A 21059-nucleotide genomic window follows, 5' to 3' on the forward strand; every position below is an offset into this window, starting at 1 on the left:
TATACTTAAATTAACCCAATAAAGTGAAACTTTAGTCAACGTTTTTTCTACCCCTCACTAATTATTAGTCTGCATTAATCGACTTTCTCTCAAGTAGTGAGATAAAAAAAGATAAGGGAAATCCCTTATCTTTTTTTATTGCTATATTTTTTCTTCACTTTGTCACGTTCTGTTGCAAGTTTTCGTTTATAGTTTGGTTTTACTTTTTTCGGCTTTTTAACAACTTTTGTTGCCATAACATCTAGTCCATCATTTGGTTTTTTACGGCTCTTACGACGACGACGGTCACCTAAATCCGCCCATTCATCTCCGCGTAAATCTACATGCTTAAACTCGATATGACGTTGTTTTTCCAAACTATCTAACGCTTCTTCATTTGCTGGATCATAAATCGTTACCGCAATACCTGAATGACCCGCACGTGCAGTTCTTCCAACGCGGTGAACGAAGAAGTCTAAATCTGATGGAAGTTCATAGTTAATAACATGGCTAATTCCTTCAATATCAATACCGCGTGCCGCCAAATCTGTTGCGACAATGTATTGGAACTCTAAATCACGAACTTGTTTCATCATTTTTCTACGATCACGTGGTGATAAATCACCGTGTATACGTCCTACTTTTAACCCACGTTCTGCTAATCCATCGGCTACTTCGTCAGCCTTCTTCTTTGTGTTTGTAAAGACAATTGCTAGATATGGTTTAAATTGAAGTAGCATATTTTTCACTAATTCAGTTTTATTACGGTGTCTTGAAGGCACAAGGTAATGATCAATATTTCCTGCTGCAACTTGCTTCGGATTAATATGAATATGTTCTGGATTCTCCATATATTTCTTCAAAAATGGTTTTAATTTTTGAGGAATTGTTGCAGAGAAAACTAACATTTGCAGATTTTTAGGCATACGTGCCGCAATTTTATCTACATCTTGAATGAATCCCATATCAAGCATTAAGTCCGCTTCATCGACAATAATAGTATCCGCTTTATAAACAAATAGCGCCTTTTCTTCTACTAAGTCTTTAATACGTCCTGGCGTTCCAACTACAATATGAGGTTGTTTTTTCAACTTTTCAATTGATCTTTGTTTATCAGTTCCACCAATTAAACAGCGTGCTGTAATCATTTGATCTTCTGCACAGAACTTTGTTAGTTTCACAATTTCTTCGTAAATTTGTTGTGCTAACTCACGAGTAGGCGCTGTAATAACAAGTTGTACTTCTTCACGACTTGCATCAATTCTGTTTAATGTAGGAAGTAAGTATGCATGTGTTTTCCCAGAACCAGTTTGGGATTGTCCAATTATACTCACACCTTTTTTCACGACCGGGAAAATTTTCTTTTGAATTCCTGTTGGCTCTGTAAAGCGTAGTTCACGAACTGCATCTATTAAAAATGGTTTAAAATCATACTGTGTAAAAGTTTGTAGTGTCATAAGTTACACCTTCTTTCTAAAATTTCTACTGCGCACAAATCAGTCAAGTCTACATTATATCGAAATCTACAAGTAAAATCCATCTTTAGTTTAGGTTTTTATCTCAAAAACTAACCTTCTTTCCTTCCATTGCATATTGTATGTGTATATACCTAACTGAAGAAAGGAGGATTTCTCATATGTATCCGAAATCCCCAATAGGGCAAATGCATCCTAATCAAGGACATCATTCTTATACACCATACCCAATTCCACAACTACCACCGATGGCACAAAAAAAGAAAAGTTTTCTTTCTAAACTCTTTAAAAAACACGATCCTACGGAGCCTTTCATGCAAATGGTCCCTCCCTATCGGCAAACAGATGGGCCACCGATGATGTACCAGCAACCGCAATACCAACAGCAATACTCACAGCAATATCAACCGTATATGCAGCAACATCCTCAACAAATGATACCACCTCAAATGTATGAATCCAATGACACGCGCGGCGTCGCAACAACTGCCGCTGCGGCAACATCTAGCAGCGGCATCGGAAGCTTTCTTTCGAATCTAATTTCGAATCCAACTAATATGATAAATAATATCGAAAAAGTATCCCAAGTTGTTCAATCTGTAGGACCTGTCGTCGAGCAATACGGTCCAATTATGCGTAGTCTACCAAATATCGTCAAAATCCTCACCTCTGGAAAAAGCACGGAGGAAAAACAAGCTGAAGACCAGCCTAGAGAAGTTGAAGTAGCCACTCCAACTCCTCCACCAAAAAAGAGAAAAAGAAAAAAAATTGTGATTGAACCCATAATAGAAAAAGAATTACCAGAAGAGCCCGTTCAACAAATAGCAACAAAACCAAAACTATATGTGTAACAATCCTTTGTTTTCTATCTCCTCCTCCTTTATAATGTAATGGACTATGCACAAAAGTATCCCTTGTTTAGAAGGAGAGGATTACTCACATGAAGATTGTTAAAATTTCCCCTCGTGGTTATTGCTACGGCGTTGTTGACGCGATGGTTATTGCACGTAACGCCGCATTAGATAAATCATTACCGAGACCCATTTATATTTTAGGTATGATTGTTCACAATAAGCATGTAACAGATGCTTTCGAAGAGGATGGCATCATTACATTAGACGGTCCAAGTCGATTAGAAATTTTAGATAAAATCGATTCTGGTACTGTTATTTTTACTGCACACGGTGTTTCTCCAGAAGTTAAACAACGTGCAAAAGCAAAAGGTTTAACGACAATTGATGCGACTTGCCCAGATGTTACAAAAACACATGACCTTATTGAAGCAAAGAAAGCTGAAGGATACCATGTCATTTATATCGGCAAAAAAAATCATCCAGAACCAGAAGGCGCAGTTGGTATTGCACCTGATATCGTTCATCTTATCGAAAGAGCTGATGATTTAAAAACATTAGAAATCCCAACAGATAAAATTTTAGTTACAAATCAAACAACAATGAGTCAATGGGATGTTCAACATTTAATGGAGGACATTCAGAAAAAATTCCCAACAGCAGAATTCCACAAGGAAATTTGTTTAGCAACTCAAGTTCGCCAAGAAGCTGTCGCTAAACAAGCTGATGTTGCAGATTTAACAATTGTTGTCGGCGATCCGAAAAGTAACAACTCAAACCGTTTAGCACAAGTATCACAAGAAATCGCTGGTACGAAAGCATACCGCGTTGCAGACGTAAGTGAAATCCAATTAGAGTGGCTACAAGGTATCGAAAACGTTGCAGTTACAGCGGGTGCTTCTACTCCAACACCAATCACAAAAGAAGTTATTGCTTTCTTAGACCAATATGACCCGATGAATCCAGCTACATGGGATAGAACTCGAAATGTACCACTTCAAAAGATATTGCCACGTGTAAAAGTAAAAAAACAACAATAACAAAAAACCGTTGCCTACATGAGCAACGGTTTTTATTTTTCTTATACAAACGTGAATGGATCTGTATGTAACTGCGAAGCATGAATTTGTACATTGAATTTCTTTGCATCTACTTTTTCTTGCAATTGTTTTTGTACACCTTGCTTCATTACTTTTTCAACGTTATGCCCTGGATCGACTATATTTAAACCAAGCATCATCGCATCATGAGCAACATGATAATACATATCACCTGTTACATATACATCTGCCCCTTTAAATTTCGCTTGGTTTATATATTTATTACCGTCACCACCAAGTACAGCTACTTTACGCACTTTATCATCTAACTTGCCAACAACTCTTGCACCCTTCACATGTAATGATTGTTTCACATGCTCAGCAAACTGACCAAGTGTCATTTCTTCTTGTAAATACCCTATTTTACCAAGACCTAAAGTTTCACCTTTATTATCAAGCGGATATACATCATATGCCACTTCTTCGTACGGATGAGCTGCTAACATCACTTTAATAACTTTTCTTTGTAGTGAAGCAGGAATAATCGTTTCGATACGCACCTCTTCCACACGCTCTAACTGTCCAGTTTCCCCGATATAAGGATTTGTCCCTTCTCGAGGGATAAACGTACCTACCCCTTCGCTACCGAACGTACAGTGGCTATAATTACCGATATGACCTGCATCTGCATCTCCAAGAGCTTTACGCACTTCTTCTGCATGGGTTACTGGAACAAATACAACAATTTTTTTCATTTCTTCTGTATATGTAGGAGCTAATACTTCTGTATTTTGTAACCCTAACGCATCAGCAAGTAAATCATTTACCCCGCCCTTAGCAATATCTACATTTGTATGCGCTGCATACACCGCAATATCATTTTTAATACACGTTTCAATAATTCTTCCGTACGCCTTATCTGTATGAATCGCTTTTAATGGATTAAAGATTAAAGGATGGTGCGCTATAATGATATTCGCTCCTAATTGGATCGCCTCGTCCACAACTTCCTCAGTTACATCTAACGCGATTAATACGTGCTGCACAGGTTTATTAAGCGCTCCAATCTGTAAGCCAACCTTATCCCCTTCCATCGCTAAATGCTTCGGATACATACCTTCAAACAAAGAAATAATTTCATGGCCATTCGGAATTTTACTCATGATAAAACCTCTCCTATCATTTTCATTTTCGCATCTATTTCTGCACGCTTCGCTTTTGTCTCTTCAGACTCTGCTGCACGCTCTAACTGTTTTAAAATATTTTGGAAGTTTTTCAATTCTCCTTCCCACTTTTCAACAAAAGCTTCACTTTTTTCTTTTATTAGAAATGGACCCATAAACAATTCAGCTTGTTTATTTTCAGAGTAAGGTACTGCTGTATCTCCTCGCTCTCCGACTAAAATCTCGTAAATCTTTCCGTCTTCTATTACAATTTTCTCACGGATAAGCTCCCATCCATTTTCAATAAACCATTCACGAATATGGTGTGCTGCAATATTCGGCTGTAAGATTAAACGTGTTACACCTTCTAATTTTCCTTTACCACTTTCTAAAATGTCACGAATTAACGCTCCACCCATACCAGCAATCGTAATAACATCTACTTCTCCTGGCGCGATAACAGCTAATCCATTCCCTTTACGAACGTCTACTTTATCTTGTAAGCCACTTTCAGCTACAGTTGCTTGTGCAGAGCGAAACGGTCCATCTACAACCTCTCCTGCAACTGCTTTTGTAGCAATATTATTTATAATTGTATAACACGGTAAATACGCATGATCCGATCCAATATCAGCTACTGTAGAGCCTACCGGAATCTCCCTCACAACTTCTTCTAATCGTTTCGAAAGCTTTACCTCATTCATGTATTTCCATTACTCCTTCTCTTGTCAGTCTGTCTCCATGATAATGAATTTATAGTAGTTGTTGCAAGCCCATAACAATACTTCAATTCTCTATTACTAATCGTATTTTAGAAAGTATAGAAAAACAAGCCTTTTGCAAAAAGCAAAAGACTTGTTTTTCTATACTTTATTTTTTCTTCGATAACCAATCAGCTACTTTTGCCGCTTGATCAGCTGGAACTATATTTGGCGGCATATTTCCTTTTCCTTTTGAAAGAACTTCTTTAATTTCATCTTTCGAAAGTTTCCCACCAATTTTTTGTAAATTAGGTCCTACCGCCCCTTGTAACTGATCACCATGACAGCTCGTACAGCTTTGCTTTACAATATCCTCTGGCTTTGATGCTGTTTGTGCTGGTTTCCCACCATTTTTTGCATCAGCTAACTCTTTAGATTTATTTAGCCCCTGAAATGAAAATACAAACATAACGATAATACCTAATGCCGCAATAAGAGCGAACGGAATCAACGGATTACGTTTCATATCTCTTCTCCCCCCTCTATACCGCTAAATAGTTAGACGATTCAGTTATTTCAATTGTACTTGAAAACACTCTAGCAGAAAAGAGTAAACTACCATTTGTTAAAAATATTCCGTAAATTCACTTTATTGATTTTCACTATTTTATCGCATATTATTTCGATAATTACTAACGTTTCTCATCATATTTTTTACTTTTCTACATATTATTTTGTATAGAATAAACAAAATTAATCGAAAAATCGAAAAATGAGCATTTGCAAATCAAAAGACAATTCTGTAAAATAAATTACAAGAAATTGTAATCGTTGCCGATAGATAAAGTTTAACAAAAATTAACAAAAGAAAAAAGTTTACTTCACAATCGTGAAGTAAACTTAAAATAACCTATTCTAAGAAATCCTTAAGACGTTTACTACGGCTCGGATGTCTTAATTTGCGAAGTGCTTTCGCTTCAATTTGACGAATACGTTCTCTCGTTACGCCGAATACTTTCCCAACTTCTTCAAGCGTACGAGTTCGTCCATCATCTAAACCAAAACGAAGACGTAGAACATTTTCTTCACGATCTGTTAGTGTATCTAACACATCTTCTAATTGTTCTTTTAGCAATTCATACGCTGCATGGTCCGCAGGCGATGTTGCTTCTTGGTCTTCAATAAAGTCACCTAAATGGGAGTCGTCTTCTTCACCAATTGGTGTTTCAAGAGAAACTGGCTCCTGTGCAATCTTTAAGATTTCGCGTACTTTTTCTGGAGCAAGATCCATTTCTTCACCAATCTCTTCAGGAGATGGTTCGCGTCCTAAATCTTGTAATAATTGACGTTGTACACGAATTAACTTATTAATGGTTTCAACCATATGAACTGGAATACGAATTGTTCGCGCTTGGTCTGCAATCGCACGTGTAATAGCTTGGCGAATCCACCAAGTTGCATACGTACTAAATTTAAAACCTTTACGATAGTCGAACTTTTCAACCGCTTTAATTAGACCCATATTTCCTTCTTGGATTAAGTCTAAGAAAAGCATACCGCGGCCCACGTAGCGCTTTGCAATACTTACTACAAGACGTAAGTTTGCTTCTGCAAGACGGCGTTTCGCTTCTTCATCGCCTTCTTCAATACGCGTTGCAAGTCGAATTTCTTCTTCAGCGGATAGTAAGTCAACTCGACCAATTTCTTTTAAGTACATACGAACAGGGTCATTGATTTTCACACCTGGTGGCACACTTAAATCATTAAGGTCAAACTCTTCTTCCGTTTTTGTAATTTGGCGATTATTAGGACCTTCGTCGTTGTCATTGTCACCAACTAAGTCAATCCCTTGTTCACCTAGATATTCATAGTATTCATCCATTTGATCGGATTCAATTTCAAATCCATTCATGCGTTCTGCAATCTCTTCATATGTAAGAACGCCACGTTTTTTTCCAAGCTCAGTGAGTTGTTCTTTCACTTGCTCAAGGGTCATTTCAGTTTCAATTTGTTTAGAACGAGCTGGTTTATCAGCCATCTGTTCCCCTCCTTACGCGAGATACAAACATTCATTATACTAAAATTTTATCGAAAAAGCTATTTTCTTGCTTTTTGACTTTGTAAATATGCCACATAATATTTAGCAGCCTCTACAGGATCTGTTTTTTCCATTTGTTTTACTTTAAAGATAATTTCCATCTTTTCAAGTTTCTCTTTATGGCGTCTTAACGCCTCCAAATGACCTTGTAACGCTTCTTCTGTGTACTCTGGATTAATAAATTCATCCGTCGAAATATCAGTGATAATATTTTTCAACTTTTCATCAGAGAGCCAACTTAAAAATGTTCCGACTGAAGGTTCATTTCCCTTTTCATAATATGCGTATAGTTCATATAAAATCCCTTTATGTTCTTCTGTATAAAAATCTTCTATATGAGGTTCCATACGTACTGTCACTTCTGCACTTTGCAACATATGGTAGATAATTTCTCTTTCTGCCCTTTCAAAACCTGTTAACTTCGGCTTCGTTTGAACAATTTGAGATGGCTTAGAAACCTGCTTTATTTGTTTTTGCTGTACCTTTTGTTCTTTGCGATATTGGTGCAATTGATTCAAAAGTGTTTCCATTGAATACGAAAATTCTTGCGATAATGATTTTAAATATGATTCCGCCTGCATCGCATCCTGTAGCAATGATAGCTCTTTTAAAACACTTTTTACATATTCTTCTTTGCCAGACTCATCTTGCAAATTTTTCCCTAAACGCAAATGATTTATTTTGAAACCAACAAAACTTATACTTGATTTCACAAGATTTTCAAAAGCGGTTGTCCCATATTGTTGCACATATTCATCAGGGTCAAGCTTATCTGGCAAGGATGTAACTTTCACTTGGCAACCAACTTGCAATAGTAATTGCCCTGCTTTCATCGTCGCTTCTCGCCCTGCTTTATCACCATCATAGCAAAGAACAACAGTTTCAACATTACGTCGCAGAAGTTTCGCTTGTTCTTCAGTTAAGGCTGTTCCCATTGTCGCAACAGCTTCTTCCACACCACTTTTCACCGCAGCTAGTACATCGGCATAACCTTCAAAAAGGACAACCTGCCCACGTTTTCTAATAAACGGCCTTGCTTGGTGGAAATTATACAACAGCTTACTTTTGTAAAAAATCGGTGTTTCAGGACTATTTAAATATTTCGGAGTGTCATCTCCTAACGCCCTTCCACTAAACGCTATCACCTTACCTTGTAAAGTATAAATCGGGAACATAACTCTTCCGCGGAAGCGGTCATAATGACTGCCATCCTTCTCACTTCTTACAAGAAGGCCAGCTTGTTCCATACTAGATAGCGACAAACCTCTTTTTTGTAAAATTTTCGTTGCTGCATCCCAAGCTTGTGATGCATAACCAATTTCAAATTTCTCAATCATCTCTTTTGTAATACCACGTTTTAATAAATATGAAAGTGCTTCATTTCCTTCTTCTGTATTTACTAATAAATGATGATAATACTTTTTCAAAAGTTCATGAGCCTGTTGCATGATGACAGTGTCATCAGATATGTCTTCTTGTTGTTGTTGTCCTTGCCCTGATGTATATTCTGCAACTGCAATTCCATTTCTTTCGCCAAGCTTTTGAACAGCCTCGGTGAAAGCAAGTCCTTCCATTTTCATAAGAAAAGAAAATACATTTCCACCTTCTCCACATCCGAAGCAATGAAAAATTTGCTTATCAGATGAAACAGAGAATGAAGGAGAATTCTCACCATGAAATGGACAAAGGCCGAAATAGTTACGTCCCTGCTTTCTAAGTTGAACATACTCACCAATCACTTCTACAATATCAGATGATGTCCGAATCTGTTCAACAACTTCTTCGGGAATTCTGTTCCCCATAAATCCATCTCCGTGTCGTATTTTGTATTCGATATAAATTAAAAGATTCCTTTATAATTCGACAATATTTTTCTAAATTTGTTAGAAAGTACTGTCGATCACATTGTGTAAACGATTTTGGACCTTTCGTATAAGTCCCCAGTCTGCGTAAATTCGCAGATACATACTACTATATAAAATTGTATCCATTTGCTCATCTGTTACAAATGTATCTCTTGGAGACAATACATATACTCCTTTTTCACAAGAAGACTAGCAAGCACCATAACCTGTATGATCATGAGATCTGTAGCTTTTGCATGTTGATAAATATAACAATCAACTTCATCTTGCTCAGAATCTACATAGACCCAATTGCCTTGCTGTTTTCTTGAACGATGAGCATAGGATGCGACAAACAAAATTTCGACATAAAATTTTGTTCCAACTTGCACAATTACATTCTTCACGGGATACGCATCTGCATCAAATAATATCTTACTGATGTTTTGCATATTTCTGTATTCTACATCCCTTCTGTGAATCCTTCCATAATGTGCGTTTTCTTGTCTAGATTTTGTCGATTTAACGTAAATACATGTCTTTTTCGAAAATCCTATCCCTAGTTTATTCTGAAAAATTAAAGTCTAAACGTAAAATATAGGTTTTTATCACAATTTTTTATTATAATATATTTTCTTCAACTACGCTACATATCCCTTTAATTTTCATCTTACATTTAAAGATAACGAAATCGTTCCTTTAGCATAATTAAAAAAACAGAAGAATATAAGTATAACCATTCCGCTATATTCTATTACTAAGCCGAAAGTTCATGCTCTACTTCGCATCTTCCTCTACCGCCTTCTCACGAGCGAAAAAAGCACATTCACCTTTGGTAAATGTGCTAAAACATTTTTTGGTTTTGCACTGCATTCACAATAATATTTGCTGTTTCTTCAATCGCCTTATTTGATACATCAATCACTTGACAATTTATTTTACTAATTACTTCCTCAAAATGATCAAGTTCTTCTTGAATACGATTAATATTTGCATATGTTGCTCCATCACTTAATCCAAGTGATTTCAATCGTTCTTTTCGAATATGATTTAACTTATCCGGTATAATTTTCAAACCGAAACATTTCTCTTTTGCCACTTGATATAATTCCTCAGGCGGATCCACTTCTGGTACAAGTGGTACATTGGCAACTTTCAAACGTTTGTTATGCGCTAAATATTGTGAAAGTGGTGTTTTTGATGTACGTGAAATTCCAATCAACACGATATCTGCTTTTAAAATACCACGTGGATCTCTACCATCATCATACTTAACTGCAAATTCAATCGCTTCAATTTTTTTAAAGTACTCTTCATCTAATCTTCGAACGACACCCGGCTCATACCTTGGTACTTGCCCTGTAATTCCTTCAATTTGATCGATAAGAGGTCCGATAATATCGTATGCCTCTACTCCTTCTTTTGCCGCTTCCGTCAATAAATATTGACGCATATCAGGCTTTACTAACGTAAAACAAATAAGCGCTTGATTGCTCTTGGCAATCGAGATTACTTCTTTTAATGTCCCTGTATCTTCTACATACGGTACACGTCTAATATCAGGAGCGAATGGGAACTGTCCCATTGCCGCTCTAACAACCAAATCAGCCGTTTCTCCTACAGAGTCAGATACGACATATACGATTTTATTATCCATTACATTACCTCACTTTAAACAAATTACACTTATTCGTTATTTACTAAATTTACAAACGCACGTGTAATATTTGTTTTTGTAATTCGCCCAATCACTTCTAAACCTTGTTTCGTATCCTTCACAACCGGCATCGCATCAATCTGTCTTTCTATTAATTCCATCGCAATATCATATAAAGAATCCTCCCTGCGACACATCGCAATGTTTGGCATCCTTGTCATGATAATATTAACCGGAAGAGAGGTTAAATCCTGCTTTCCTAAGCTAGCTCGTAATAAATCTTTACGAGATACAACGCCAACTAATAAAGTAGCTTGATCTACAACAAATAATGTACCAACATCCTCTAGGAACATAGCACAGATTGCGTCGTATACTGATACATTTTTATCAATTACAGCCGGTCTAGATTGATAATCTTGTACTTTAATTTTCTTAACAGCTTCAGATAATAGCTGTCCCCCAGTTTTACCCGTATAAAAATAACCTACGCGTGGACGCGCTTCTAAATAACCAGCCATCGTTAAAATTGCTAAGTCTGGTCTTAGCGTTGCACGTGTTAAACCCAATTGCGCAGCAATTGACTCCCCTGTAATAGGACCGTGATCTTTTACAATCTGAATGATATGTTCTTGCCGTTTATTCAGCTCTATGATAATCACCACCTTTAATGCACAACGAAAAAAGTTATACTATCTCTTAAATATTATATACTAAATATGCTATTCGAAAAAGAAAGTATGTAAAAAGGACCGTATATGGCCCTAATTATATTTGAAACTTATCAAGTTGTTCCAGGAAACGCCTTGATTTCAAATAAATCCCACAATATTCATCATAATATGTATTCAATACTGTGCGCATTTGTTTTTTTGTACTATCCTTCACCGATACATTACCGAGCCGGTGTAGATCGAAGTGAAAAAAGAGACGTAATAATTTATGAACAGCCTCTCCCACCGGAATACGATACGGATCTTGCTCCGCATGACGCGAGCACAGAAAACCGCCTTCCCTGACAGAGAAGGCGACAAAATCTGTTTCTTGATGACAAATAGCACATGTATCAAAGTACGGGTGCATCCCTAATACCGGAAGCATTTTCGTTTGATAAATTAATGATAATACTTCTGGATCAACACCCTCACACATATAATGCAACGTTTGATATAACATTTCAAATAAATACGGATTATGCTTCTTATCTTCTGTTGCTTTATCAGTTAATTCGATAATAAATGATGCATAAGCAGTTAAAAATATATCCTTGCGAATTTCTTTCATAGATGAAATAATCTCGCCTTGTTGCAAAGTTCCAAGTCCAGATCCAATTTGAATAAGAAAATGACCATGTGTCATAAGTTGCGAAATAGCCGCTAACCGACTCTTCGGTTTTTTCGCCCCTCTTGCCATTGCACTTACCTTACCAAATTCCCGTGAGTATATTGTAACAATCTTATTTGTTTCTCCGTAATCTGTTGTACGGATGACAATGCCCTCAACTTTTTGAAACATGTTCGTCACCATCCAAGGTTTGAACAAAACGGGTCAAGAAATTGGAGAGTCTAGATGCGCTAACTCCTCTTCATGTTGATCCATCTCATCGTTTACGTCTTTTTCCATTTCTTTCAAAAGCAAATACGTTTCAATGCTTCCTGTTTTGGAGAAAAACTTCCAGGTAAAATCTAGCATAAGAATCCACCTTTCTCAATAAGCGTAGCCTATAAAGCAATTTCTTTTGTTGTTATTAAATTGACCCATTTTGTTCATTTTCATGTGAGAAAAATTTTTCCTAATTTATCAAGGTTCATAAAAACCAATAATCAGTGGATGAACAAAACATCCACTGATCACAACTTTACTTCATATTAATACTCGTCTTCACGGAAACCAAGGTCACGAAGCTGTGACATCTTATTACGCCAATCTTTTTGCACTTTCACCCATACTTCTAAAAATACTTTAGAACCAAGAAGTGCTTCAATGTCAAAACGAGCTCGCTTGCCGACTTCTTTTAACATCTTCCCTTGCTTACCTATAATAATTCCTTTTTGTGATGCACGTTCAACAACAATCGTTGCGTTTATATAAACCGCTCCGCCCTCACGTTTTTGAATTGCATCAATAACAACCGCTACAGAATGCGGCACTTCTTCACGTGTTAAATGTAATACTTTTTCACGAATAAGCTCTGAAATAATAAATCGCTCTGGATGATCCGTTACTTGATTATCCGGGTAATATTGCGGTCCTTCTGGTAAATACTTTTTAATTGCTCCGATTAACGCTTCAACGTTATTACCGTCCAATGCAGAAATTGGCACAATCTCCGAGAACTCATATAATTTACGATATTGATCAATCAACTCCAGCAATTGCTCTGGATGAACTTGGTCAATTTTATTAATTACTAAAAATACCGGTTGTTTCGTTTCTTGTAATTTCTCAATAATAAATTCCTCACCACGACCATATCCTTCAGTTGCATTGACCATAAACAAAACAATATCAACTTCTTTTAATGTCGTTTGAGCCATCTTCACCATGAAATCGCCTAGTTTATGTTTAGGTTTATGTATTCCTGGTGTATCAATGAAAACTACTTGTGAATCATTTTCTGTATATACACCTTGAATTTTATTACGAGTTGTTTGTGGCTTATCGCTCATAATGGCAATTTTTTGGCCAATAATACGATTTAAAAATGTAGATTTCCCAACATTCGGTCTGCCAATAATAGAGACAAAACCTGATTTATAACCTTTTCTATTCATGTAAATCCTCCGCTAAAAATGCTCCTGGTAACAATTCTCCGACTGTTGTCTCTTGAATATCACCATGTAAGTTTGATAGGTATACTTTCGTATCCTGTTTACATAATTCTACCATAACTTGTCGACATGCTCCACAAGGAGGTACTGGACGCTTTGTATCCGCTACGACTGCAATAGCTACAAACTCGTTATCTCCTTCAGAAATCGCCTTAAATAACGCTGTTCTTTCTGCACAGTTACATAAACCATATGATGCATTTTCAACATTACATCCACGATATATTTTTCCATCCTGAGTTAGTAAAGCTGCACCTACTTGAAATTTAGAATATGGTACGTACGCTCGTTTACGAGCTTCGGTTGCTTCTTGAATTAATTGTTTGCTATTCATATTCCCGCATCCTTTCCGTTCACAGATGTGAATAGATACACTCTTTCATTAAAGGCCTTCACGGCGCTTCCAAAGCTTAATAAAAGCTTCGGAATGCAACTATACCATATACGGTAAAAAGATAATAGCACCAATTACAGCAGCTATAATTGCAAACAATAAAACTGCTCCCGCTGCAACATCCTTTGCAATTTTTGCAAACGGATGAATATCGGCGGTTGCTAAGTCTACTGTTTTTTCGATAGCCGTATTCACCATCTCTAAACTCATTACAATCCCTATCACAATAAGTAATACAATCCATTCCGTTGTTGTAATATGGAAATAAAAGCCGCAGCATATAACAATGACTGCGGCTAAATAATGAATTTTCATATTTCGTTCATGACGAAGACAAAAGTATATACCAGCTATAGCATATCCAAAACTGTCTAAAAATTTCCCTTTTTTCATCGTCCTAATCCAAAGGCCTCTAAAATTTCTTTTTGTCTTCCAAACATTTCTTTTTCATCTTCTTCTGTCATATGATCATAACCAAGCAAATGCAAAAAGCCATGTAGTGCTAAAAACCCAAGTTCACGATCAAAAGAATGCCCATATTCTTCAGCTTGTTCTTTTGCTCTTGGAATAGAAATAATAAGATCTCCTAACATACGCGGCATCTCCGCACCGACAATTTCCACTTCGCCTTCTCCCATTTCTTCCATAGCGAAAGAAATAACATCCGTAGGCTGATCCTTATCTCGGTAATCACGGTTTATTTCACGAATACGTTCATTATCTACAAATGTAACCGATAATTCTGCGCCTTCTTCTATGTTCTCCATTCGGGCTGCTTTCTCTACCAACCCTCGAATCAAGCTTATATACTCGTCTTTCACTTCTTCTGTTTCATCAATAAAATCAATTAATAAACTCATTCTTGCTCCTTTTCTTCCGGCGGTTCCGGATATGTAATACGGGAATGGAAAATACCATTTAACGTTTCACATAACGTTTTTCCAACGATTTGTAGTTCCTTAAATGTCAAATCACATTCACTAAATTGACCATCTTGCAAACGATCTCTAATGATACTTTGCACTAAATTATTGATTTGATCTGGCGTTGGATGATTCATTGAACGTACCGCCGCTTCTACACTATCAGCAATACCAACGATTGCCGACTCTTTAGAAGTTGCTTTTGATCCTGGATAGCGGAACATTTCCTCAGTATATTTCTCTTTATCTTCTTTAATCGCCTTATAGTAAAAATATTTAAGTAACGTTGTACCATGATGCTGTCCAGCGATATCGATAATTTCTTGAGGTATATGGTTTTCTTCTAGCATTCTCACCCCATCGGTTACATGAGCAATTATAATATCTTTACTCGTTACAGGGTCTAATCTATCATGCGGGTTTTCAATTCCCATCTGGTTTTCAATAAAAAACTGCGGTTGTACTGTTTTCCCTACATCATGATAATACGCCCCTACACGCGCTAATACTCCGTTCGCTCCAACTGCTTCACATGCAGCTTCTGAAAGATTAGCTACCATTACACTGTGGTGATATGTACCTGGTGCTTCTAATAAAATTTTGCGCAAGAGCGGATGATTCGGACTTGAAAGTTCCATCAACTTCATACTCGATACAATCCCAAGGCCACTTTCTAAATAAGGTAAAATCCCCATAGCTAGAACAGAAGAGATAATCCCTGAAACTGCAGCCATTAATAATTGTACCCCAATTTCAAGAGGCGAAAAGTTCCCATTTCGCAATAATAACAACGCCGCTAATACGACTACATTTAATACAGAAACGAGTATACCAGCTTGTAAAATCATTGTACGACGATTTTTTTCTCTCAAGAAAATACTAACTGATAATGAACTTAATAAAACATAAATCCCCACACTATAATTCAGTGTACTCGTTACACCTTCATTAAACATAATACTTCCGCATACAGAAAAGATCATACTCGTTAAAAATACAAATCGATCACCAATCATTAATTTTACAAGTATTGTTCCCATCGCAACCGGAACAACATACGCGATTCCTGCATATTCAAGCTTTTGAAACAAACTAATGATTTTCATTAAAACAATCGTGATAGACAAAATTGTGATATACGCTAAAACATACGGCCTATCTTCTCTTTTTCGCTGTAAAAACACTTCAAACTGCTTATGCATAAAGTACAATAACACACAAATAAGTACAGCCAGACCAACATAAGGTTGGAAGGTATTGCCCTTCTCTAACAATCCAGCTAACTTCAACTGCTCATATGCTTCTCGTGAAATCGTATCGCCTTCTTTCACAAGAACTTGCCCTTGAAGGATAAAAACTGATGCAACTGAATCTTCCGCTATTTTTTGACTATCTTTCGTCGCAGCTGAATCATAAAAATAGTTCGCTGCAATCGCATACTTCCCTAGTGCATTCACCGCAACTTTTAAATCACTGCTTATACCTACGCTACTCATTTCAGTAACAAATCGTTCTCTTGCAACTTCTTCTTGATCCATCTTAATGTGTTCACTCATAATTTTATTAACCGCTGTTACAGCCGCATCCTTCGACAATGACAATTGACTTGAATCAGCATTAATAAATTTCAACAATATTGAATCTGTTAAGCTTTTCGCTAAATCTGTTGGTAATTTCTTCTTTAACTTATCCAATTTGTCCACATCAGAAATTTTTTTATACTCGTCTGGGCCAGTCGACTTAGCCTCTGCCTCTACTTCACTTACCGCATCAAAGACGGAATTTACAATATCCACTTTATTTTGCTTATATTCGCTTTTATATGTATATTTATCCTCAACCTTTTGAGCGGCTTCTTTTTTCTTTTTCGCTGTTGCGGCTTTATCTTCAATTTTAATAGGAGAGTGAATTGTTTTTTTAGCAATATCGAGCTCTTTAACATCTAATTGCTCTGGTTTCACATTATTCATAAGTGCAAAAAACAGTACTGCTCCTAATAAAACGTAAGAAATCCAACTTAGTTTTTTCGAATGTTGTAAATTACGAAACCACTTAGAAATTTCTTGAGATTTTGACATGATTTCAATACCTTCTCCTCTCCAAAAATAAAGTGAAACTATTTATAGCTTTCATTTCTTCCAGCCAACGATGCTTTTTCGGACCATATTTTTATAGACCATCACCTATAGTTTATTTTCCTCGTCTTTAATGATAGTAAAAAATATGTAATTCGCCAACCTTATCATACAAAAAGAAATGATCCTGACAAATAGGATCATTCCATTTTATCATATGCCTCAATAATACGTTGCACTAACGGGTGTCTCACAACGTCCGTTTGTTCCAATGTAATGAACGAAAGACCTGATACACCAGATAAAATATTAGCAGCAATAGAAAGACCTGACTTTACCCCTTTTGGCAAGTCTACCTGTGAGGGATCCCCCGTAATAACCATTTTAGAACTAAAACCTAATCGTGTTAAAAACATTTTTATTTGAACACCAGTTGTATTTTGCGCCTCATCTAATATAACAAATGAATCATCAAGAGTACGCCCTCTCATATAAGCAAGAGGTGCAATTTCAATTACACCACGTTCCATCATACGTTGTGTATATTCTTGTCCAAGAATATCATGTAACGCATCATATAGCGGACGTAAATACGGATCTACTTTTTCTTTCAAATCACCTGGTAAAAACCCTAAGCTCTCTCCAGCTTCTACAGCAGGTCTTGTTAAAATAATTTTCTTTACATACCCTTGCTTTAAAGCTCTCACAGCCATTACTACGGCTAAGTATGTTTTTCCTGTCCCAGCAGGCCCTATCCCAAATACAATATCATTCTTTTTCATTGCATGAATATATCGTCTTTGCCCCATCGTTTTCACACGAATGGATTTACCTTTTGCCGTTTTAAAAATTTCCTCTTCATATAACTCTTCGAATTGAGCAATTTTCCCTTGTTGCCCAAGCTGAATCGCATACGCAACATCTCTTTCCGAAATTGATACACCTTTACGGATAACAACAAGTAACTGTTGTAAGATTTTTTCTACGAGCACCACAGTTTCATCTGCCCCAGATACACGAACAGATTCTCCTCTAGTCACAATCGATACACTAAGTTCTCGTTCAATTACTTTTAAATGAGCATCATTTACCCCAAAAAGAGCGATTGCTTCGTTAGGGTTTTCCAATTGTTGGTTCATTTCTACTAATTGTTCTGCCATTACTCAGTCTCCTTGAATATCGAATTCAGATATTGGTTGTGGCTCTGCAATATTTTCAATCACTGTATAATGTAATGTGACCTTTAGGTGATCCGCCTCAACCTCTTTACTCAAAATGTTATCACTTACAATCATAGCATGTTCATCCAATTTTTTCTTCAGTTCTTTTTCTGCCATCTCTTTCGCTACTTTCATCGCTTGTTTTTCGGTATATTCTCGGTTCGCTTCTTCCTCTTCTCGTACAATATCTTTTTCATATGCAACTGGTAATGTGAATCCAAATAATTTCACATCATGTTTTACACTTTCAGTACGAGAGCGTTTATACTTATCCTGTTGAAATCCCCATATTTTTATTTTAGCACTCCCAAATTTAAGAAAATATTCATTATACGAATTACCAGTATACACTTGAAATTGCGTCTTTAATGGAACATCCACCTCAGATTTATACCACGTTTCTCCATATACAATCCCTTTAGCCGAAACAATTGTCGGATTCTCCTCATTACCATACATCCCCGAGACGAGAAGTTGCCCCTTTTCTACATGGTCATTTTTCATGACAACAGGCTTCCCAACTTCCACAAATGTTTTTGTAATAATCCCTTCTTTTTTTGCTACTAAGTTTTGTGGCTGTTGTTCACTTTCTTTTTTCGGTTCATTTTTTTCAACAATCTTAAAATGATATGTTGTCCCTCTTATTTCTAATCCCGCCCAAGTAATCGCATTAATATTGTCTGTCAAATGACGTTGAACATCTTCTACACTCGGCATTTGGAACTGTAATTTCCCCTTTTTTATACCCATTTTATCCAATTCTTTCATCAATATATATTCCGTTTCAGGTTTTGCTCCTGTAATTTCAATTTTCCACACCATATTTGACAATGCGATCATTCCGAAAAAAAATATTAAAAACCCAATTAAAAATCCACTATTTTTAATTAAACGCTTATTCCAAAACGGAAAACCGTAACGTCCAATAAAATATAATTTACATTCATTTTTTCTATAAATTGGTTTTATCTTTTTCACATCTCGTAATAACATACAAAAAACTAACGTTTCATCAGCTATCTTCTTTACATCCCAAACTAGTAATTTCCTCCGCACACACTCGTTAACAAAGCGTTCCGCTCCTCTACCTTCAATTCGCACCTTTACATACCCAAGCCATTTTATAAACCATTTATTTTTCATCGACTATCTCCACTACCTTTCTAAAAGTAGATACACTACTTTTCAATTCGATTATCAAACTAGCTCGTACTAAATTAGCAGATTCCTTGATTCTCACTAATTATTAACCTTCACGAGCCAATTTTTTTACGTGGAACTCAATTCCCACCTATCCTCTTTGTACGAACCGAATATTGAGGCCAGAACGTTATCACCTGTTAATACAAGGTAAAGAAGAAAAACTTCACAAACGGAAGTTTCTCCTCACTCCTCTTTCTTTTCATTTTCTAAAAACGTCACTTGTTCAATAATCCCTTCAAGCAACAGTTCTTCTGGAAGGATTGTTTTAATAACAAAGGATTGACCTTTAATTAATAATTGACCATGTTTCAATAGCAATCTTACCTCTTTATCTGAAAACACTAATAATCCTCGATGATTTTCTATATAGATATGTACTTGCCCAACAAGCGTGATCCGAGGTAGATCCATTAACACATCCACTGGCAGGTCTATTTGCTTCGTTAACCAATTCTTCATTTGTTCTAATTTCTTCATCTCAAAAGACCCCCTCTCATCCCATATGTATGAAAAAAGAGCTTGTAATATCACGTCCAAACTGAAAAAAGCATAAAAAAACGTCTCATACGAAATGAGACGCTTTTTTATGCTAATAGCTGGATAACCAACTTATTTACAAGTGATCCGTCTGTTTTACCTTTTACTTTCGGCATAACAGCAGTCATCACTTTACCCATATCTGCTTTAGATGTAGCACCAACTTCAGAAATAACTTGCTTAATTATATCCGCTAGTTCTTCTTCTGTTAATTGCTCCGGCAAATATGCGCTTAAAATCTGAATTTCACTTTGCAGTTTATCAACAAGGTCTTCACGACCAGCTTTTTTAAATTCAAGGAGGGAGTCCTTATACTGTTTTACTTCACGAGCTAAAACTGTTAATTCCTCTTCTTCAGTAAGAGTATGTTGCAGTTTAATACCTTCATTTTGTAAAGCAGCCTTAACCATACGAATAACGGTTAATTTTTCTTTTTGTTTATTCTTCATCGCTTGTTTCATATCATCGTTTAAACGACCGAGAAGACTCATAACTTACACCCTCTCTTAGAACTTACGCTTTCTTGCCGCTTCAGATTTCTTCTTACGTTTTACACTTGGTTTTTCATAAAACTCGCGCTTTCTTGCTTCAGCAAGTGTACCAGTTTTAGAAACCGATCTTTTAAAACGGCGAAGTGCATCCTCCAAAGACTCGTTTTTACGAACGACTGTTTTTGACATTCTCTTTCCCTCCCTCCGAAACATCACACTTACATACTAACTTCAGCATGCAAAAAGAAACACTTCTTCAGCATGTCTTTTACGATTATAATACATTTTATCACTTCAGGTCAACTATTTGGCAGAATAAAAGAAGAATTGATGCTCTTCCTTTTCCAAAAACTATGTTGATAGCCGTTATCTCTTCCCCTAAAAATAAATATTTTTTTATCATTGGATCTTTTTTATACAAGGATACGCTCAAAAACCACTCATTTACCGAACAACCCACTGCATCTTCTTTCAATACTTAACTTCTCCATGAACGAAAAAAGCACGCAAACCCTTGTCGTTTGCATGCTTTTTATCCCGCTATTTGCGGGCAGTAAAACTCCCACCTCAAAATTCG

General features: G+C 36.4%; 24 protein-coding genes. 2 read left to right on the forward strand and 22 right to left on the reverse strand.

Annotated features, from left to right (window positions below):
* Positions 1-125 precede the first annotated feature (125 nt).
* Complete coding sequence (locus tag EXW56_RS20515) at positions 126-1436, reverse strand: DEAD/DEAH box helicase (RefSeq protein ID WP_002111874.1); 1311 nt, start codon at positions 1434-1436, stop codon at positions 126-128.
* A gap of 179 nt (positions 1437-1615) precedes the next feature.
* On the opposite strand from EXW56_RS20515, the gene vrrA reads away from it, so the two are divergent.
* Together vrrA and EXW56_RS20525 are read left to right on the forward strand one after the other, a co-directional pair.
* On the forward strand, positions 1616-2305 hold the full coding sequence (gene vrrA, locus EXW56_RS20520) for a VrrA/YqfQ family protein (protein WP_215557475.1): 690 nt from the start codon (positions 1616-1618) through the stop codon (positions 2303-2305).
* A gap of 89 nt (positions 2306-2394) precedes the next feature.
* On the forward strand, positions 2395-3345 hold the full coding sequence (locus EXW56_RS20525) for a 4-hydroxy-3-methylbut-2-enyl diphosphate reductase (RefSeq protein WP_002111876.1): 951 nt from the start codon (positions 2395-2397) through the stop codon (positions 3343-3345).
* 41 nt (positions 3346-3386) lie between these two features.
* Here the strand turns inward: EXW56_RS20525 and EXW56_RS20530 are convergent, their stop codons facing one another.
* The 21 genes from EXW56_RS20530 to EXW56_RS20630 all read right to left on the reverse strand — a co-directional run bounded on the left by EXW56_RS20530 (position 3387) and on the right by EXW56_RS20630 (position 20957).
* A complete protein-coding gene (locus EXW56_RS20530) occupies positions 3387-4508 on the reverse strand; it encodes a Nif3-like dinuclear metal center hexameric protein (RefSeq protein WP_215596898.1) in 1122 nt (373 codons plus the stop codon).
* On the reverse strand, positions 4505-5212 hold the full coding sequence (locus tag EXW56_RS20535) for a tRNA (adenine(22)-N(1))-methyltransferase (RefSeq protein WP_002111878.1): 708 nt from the start codon (positions 5210-5212) through the stop codon (positions 4505-4507). Before EXW56_RS20535 ends, EXW56_RS20530 begins: the two co-directional genes overlap by 4 nt.
* A gap of 166 nt (positions 5213-5378) precedes the next feature.
* Positions 5379-5735 carry a cytochrome c550 gene (cccA, locus tag EXW56_RS20540; RefSeq protein ID WP_002111879.1) on the reverse strand — a complete coding sequence of 119 codons (357 nt, stop codon included), beginning with the start codon at positions 5733-5735 and terminating at the stop codon, positions 5379-5381.
* 384 nt (positions 5736-6119) lie between these two features.
* Positions 6120-7247 carry an RNA polymerase sigma factor RpoD gene (rpoD, locus tag EXW56_RS20545; protein ID WP_000764062.1) on the reverse strand — a complete coding sequence of 376 codons (1128 nt, stop codon included), beginning with the start codon at positions 7245-7247 and terminating at the stop codon, positions 6120-6122.
* Positions 7248-7306: 59 nt separating this feature from the next.
* On the reverse strand, positions 7307-9109 hold the full coding sequence (dnaG, locus tag EXW56_RS20550; protein WP_002067179.1) for a DNA primase: 1803 nt from the start codon (positions 9107-9109) through the stop codon (positions 7307-7309).
* A 200-nt stretch (positions 9110-9309) separates the two neighbouring features.
* The gene (locus EXW56_RS27750) at positions 9310-9603 is read right to left on the reverse strand and encodes a DUF188 domain-containing protein (RefSeq protein WP_002111881.1); all 294 of its coding nucleotides are present in this window, start codon (positions 9601-9603) and stop codon (positions 9310-9312) included.
* 392 nt (positions 9604-9995) lie between these two features.
* Positions 9996-10808: a pyruvate, water dikinase regulatory protein gene (locus EXW56_RS20560; RefSeq protein ID WP_002111882.1), complete on the reverse strand. Its 813-nt coding sequence runs from the start codon at positions 10806-10808 to the stop codon at positions 9996-9998.
* Positions 10809-10837: 29 nt separating this feature from the next.
* Complete coding sequence (locus tag EXW56_RS20565) at positions 10838-11470, reverse strand: transcriptional regulator CcpN (RefSeq protein ID WP_087945800.1); 633 nt, start codon at positions 11468-11470, stop codon at positions 10838-10840.
* A 106-nt stretch (positions 11471-11576) separates the two neighbouring features.
* Complete coding sequence (recO, locus tag EXW56_RS20570) at positions 11577-12323, reverse strand: DNA repair protein RecO (protein ID WP_002199331.1); 747 nt, start codon at positions 12321-12323, stop codon at positions 11577-11579.
* A gap of 33 nt (positions 12324-12356) precedes the next feature.
* Positions 12357-12500 (reverse strand): YqzL family protein, encoded by a 144-nt coding sequence (locus EXW56_RS20575; RefSeq protein ID WP_000883924.1) that lies wholly within the window; start codon positions 12498-12500, stop codon positions 12357-12359.
* Positions 12501-12676: 176 nt separating this feature from the next.
* Positions 12677-13582, reverse strand: a complete 906-nt coding sequence (gene era, locus EXW56_RS20580) for a GTPase Era (protein WP_215596899.1) — start codon at positions 13580-13582, stop codon at positions 12677-12679.
* Positions 13575-13973, reverse strand: a complete 399-nt coding sequence (locus EXW56_RS20585) for a cytidine deaminase (RefSeq protein WP_215557477.1) — start codon at positions 13971-13973, stop codon at positions 13575-13577. The genes era and EXW56_RS20585 overlap by 8 nt, the downstream gene beginning before the upstream one ends.
* A 99-nt stretch (positions 13974-14072) precedes the next feature.
* On the reverse strand, positions 14073-14426 hold the full coding sequence (locus tag EXW56_RS20590; protein WP_002199329.1) for a diacylglycerol kinase family protein: 354 nt from the start codon (positions 14424-14426) through the stop codon (positions 14073-14075).
* Entirely contained in the window at positions 14423-14893 is a 471-nt protein-coding gene (gene ybeY, locus EXW56_RS20595) for an rRNA maturation RNase YbeY (protein ID WP_215557479.1), read from the reverse strand. Before ybeY ends, EXW56_RS20590 begins: the two co-directional genes overlap by 4 nt.
* On the reverse strand, positions 14890-17034 hold the full coding sequence (locus tag EXW56_RS20600; protein ID WP_002199327.1) for an HD family phosphohydrolase: 2145 nt from the start codon (positions 17032-17034) through the stop codon (positions 14890-14892). Before EXW56_RS20600 ends, ybeY begins: the two co-directional genes overlap by 4 nt.
* Before the next feature lie 197 nt (positions 17035-17231).
* Complete coding sequence (locus EXW56_RS20605; protein ID WP_002015189.1) at positions 17232-18191, reverse strand: PhoH family protein; 960 nt, start codon at positions 18189-18191, stop codon at positions 17232-17234.
* A gap of 3 nt (positions 18192-18194) precedes the next feature.
* Complete coding sequence (gene yqfD, locus EXW56_RS20610) at positions 18195-19394, reverse strand: sporulation protein YqfD (RefSeq protein ID WP_002111891.1); 1200 nt, start codon at positions 19392-19394, stop codon at positions 18195-18197.
* A 243-nt stretch (positions 19395-19637) separates the two neighbouring features.
* Positions 19638-19931, reverse strand: coding sequence for a sporulation protein YqfC (yqfC, locus tag EXW56_RS20615; protein WP_002088680.1), 294 nt, complete (start codon positions 19929-19931; stop codon positions 19638-19640).
* A 107-nt stretch (positions 19932-20038) separates the two neighbouring features.
* On the reverse strand, positions 20039-20482 hold the full coding sequence (locus tag EXW56_RS20620) for a GatB/YqeY domain-containing protein (RefSeq protein WP_000054578.1): 444 nt from the start codon (positions 20480-20482) through the stop codon (positions 20039-20041).
* Positions 20483-20497: 15 nt separating this feature from the next.
* Complete coding sequence (gene rpsU / locus EXW56_RS20625) at positions 20498-20671, reverse strand: 30S ribosomal protein S21 (RefSeq protein ID WP_000048061.1); 174 nt, start codon at positions 20669-20671, stop codon at positions 20498-20500.
* Between the two features lie 100 nt (positions 20672-20771).
* Positions 20772-20957, reverse strand: a complete 186-nt coding sequence (locus EXW56_RS20630; protein WP_033714028.1) for a hypothetical protein — start codon at positions 20955-20957, stop codon at positions 20772-20774.
* Positions 20958-21059 lie beyond the last annotated feature (102 nt).

The organism is Bacillus mycoides, from assembly GCF_018742245.1.
Classification (GTDB): domain Bacteria; phylum Bacillota; class Bacilli; order Bacillales; family Bacillaceae_G; genus Bacillus_A; species Bacillus_A cereus_U.

Coding starts and splice junctions, on each gene's coding strand:
- EXW56_RS20515 (WP_002111874.1), bottom strand. CDS start 1,436: ATGACACTACAAACTTTTACACAGTATGATTTTAAACCATTTTTAATA.
- vrrA (WP_215557475.1), top strand. CDS start 1,616: ATGTATCCGAAATCCCCAATAGGGCAAATGCATCCTAATCAAGGACAT.
- EXW56_RS20525 (WP_002111876.1), top strand. CDS start 2,395: ATGAAGATTGTTAAAATTTCCCCTCGTGGTTATTGCTACGGCGTTGTT.
- EXW56_RS20530 (WP_215596898.1), bottom strand. CDS start 4,508: ATGAGTAAAATTCCGAATGGCCATGAAATTATTTCTTTGTTTGAAGGT.
- EXW56_RS20535 (WP_002111878.1), bottom strand. CDS start 5,212: ATGAATGAGGTAAAGCTTTCGAAACGATTAGAAGAAGTTGTGAGGGAG.
- cccA (WP_002111879.1), bottom strand. CDS start 5,735: ATGAAACGTAATCCGTTGATTCCGTTCGCTCTTATTGCGGCATTAGGT.
- rpoD (WP_000764062.1), bottom strand. CDS start 7,247: ATGGCTGATAAACCAGCTCGTTCTAAACAAATTGAAACTGAAATGACC.
- dnaG (WP_002067179.1), bottom strand. CDS start 9,109: ATGGGGAACAGAATTCCCGAAGAAGTTGTTGAACAGATTCGGACATCA.
- EXW56_RS27750 (WP_002111881.1), bottom strand. CDS start 9,603: ATGCAAAACATCAGTAAGATATTATTTGATGCAGATGCGTATCCCGTG.
- EXW56_RS20560 (WP_002111882.1), bottom strand. CDS start 10,808: ATGGATAATAAAATCGTATATGTCGTATCTGACTCTGTAGGAGAAACG.
- recO (WP_002199331.1), bottom strand. CDS start 12,323: ATGTTTCAAAAAGTTGAGGGCATTGTCATCCGTACAACAGATTACGGA.
- EXW56_RS20575 (WP_000883924.1), bottom strand. CDS start 12,500: ATGCTAGATTTTACCTGGAAGTTTTTCTCCAAAACAGGAAGCATTGAA.
- era (WP_215596899.1), bottom strand. CDS start 13,582: ATGAATAGAAAAGGTTATAAATCAGGTTTTGTCTCTATTATTGGCAGA.
- EXW56_RS20585 (WP_215557477.1), bottom strand. CDS start 13,973: ATGAATAGCAAACAATTAATTCAAGAAGCAACCGAAGCTCGTAAACGA.
- EXW56_RS20590 (WP_002199329.1), bottom strand. CDS start 14,426: ATGAAAAAAGGGAAATTTTTAGACAGTTTTGGATATGCTATAGCTGGT.
- ybeY (WP_215557479.1), bottom strand. CDS start 14,893: ATGAGTTTATTAATTGATTTTATTGATGAAACAGAAGAAGTGAAAGAC.
- EXW56_RS20600 (WP_002199327.1), bottom strand. CDS start 17,034: ATGTCAAAATCTCAAGAAATTTCTAAGTGGTTTCGTAATTTACAACAT.
- EXW56_RS20605 (WP_002015189.1), bottom strand. CDS start 18,191: ATGGCAGAACAATTAGTAGAAATGAACCAACAATTGGAAAACCCTAAC.
- yqfD (WP_002111891.1), bottom strand. CDS start 19,394: ATGAAAAATAAATGGTTTATAAAATGGCTTGGGTATGTAAAGGTGCGA.
- yqfC (WP_002088680.1), bottom strand. CDS start 19,931: ATGAAGAAATTAGAACAAATGAAGAATTGGTTAACGAAGCAAATAGAC.
- EXW56_RS20620 (WP_000054578.1), bottom strand. CDS start 20,482: ATGAGTCTTCTCGGTCGTTTAAACGATGATATGAAACAAGCGATGAAG.
- rpsU (WP_000048061.1), bottom strand. CDS start 20,671: ATGTCAAAAACAGTCGTTCGTAAAAACGAGTCTTTGGAGGATGCACTT.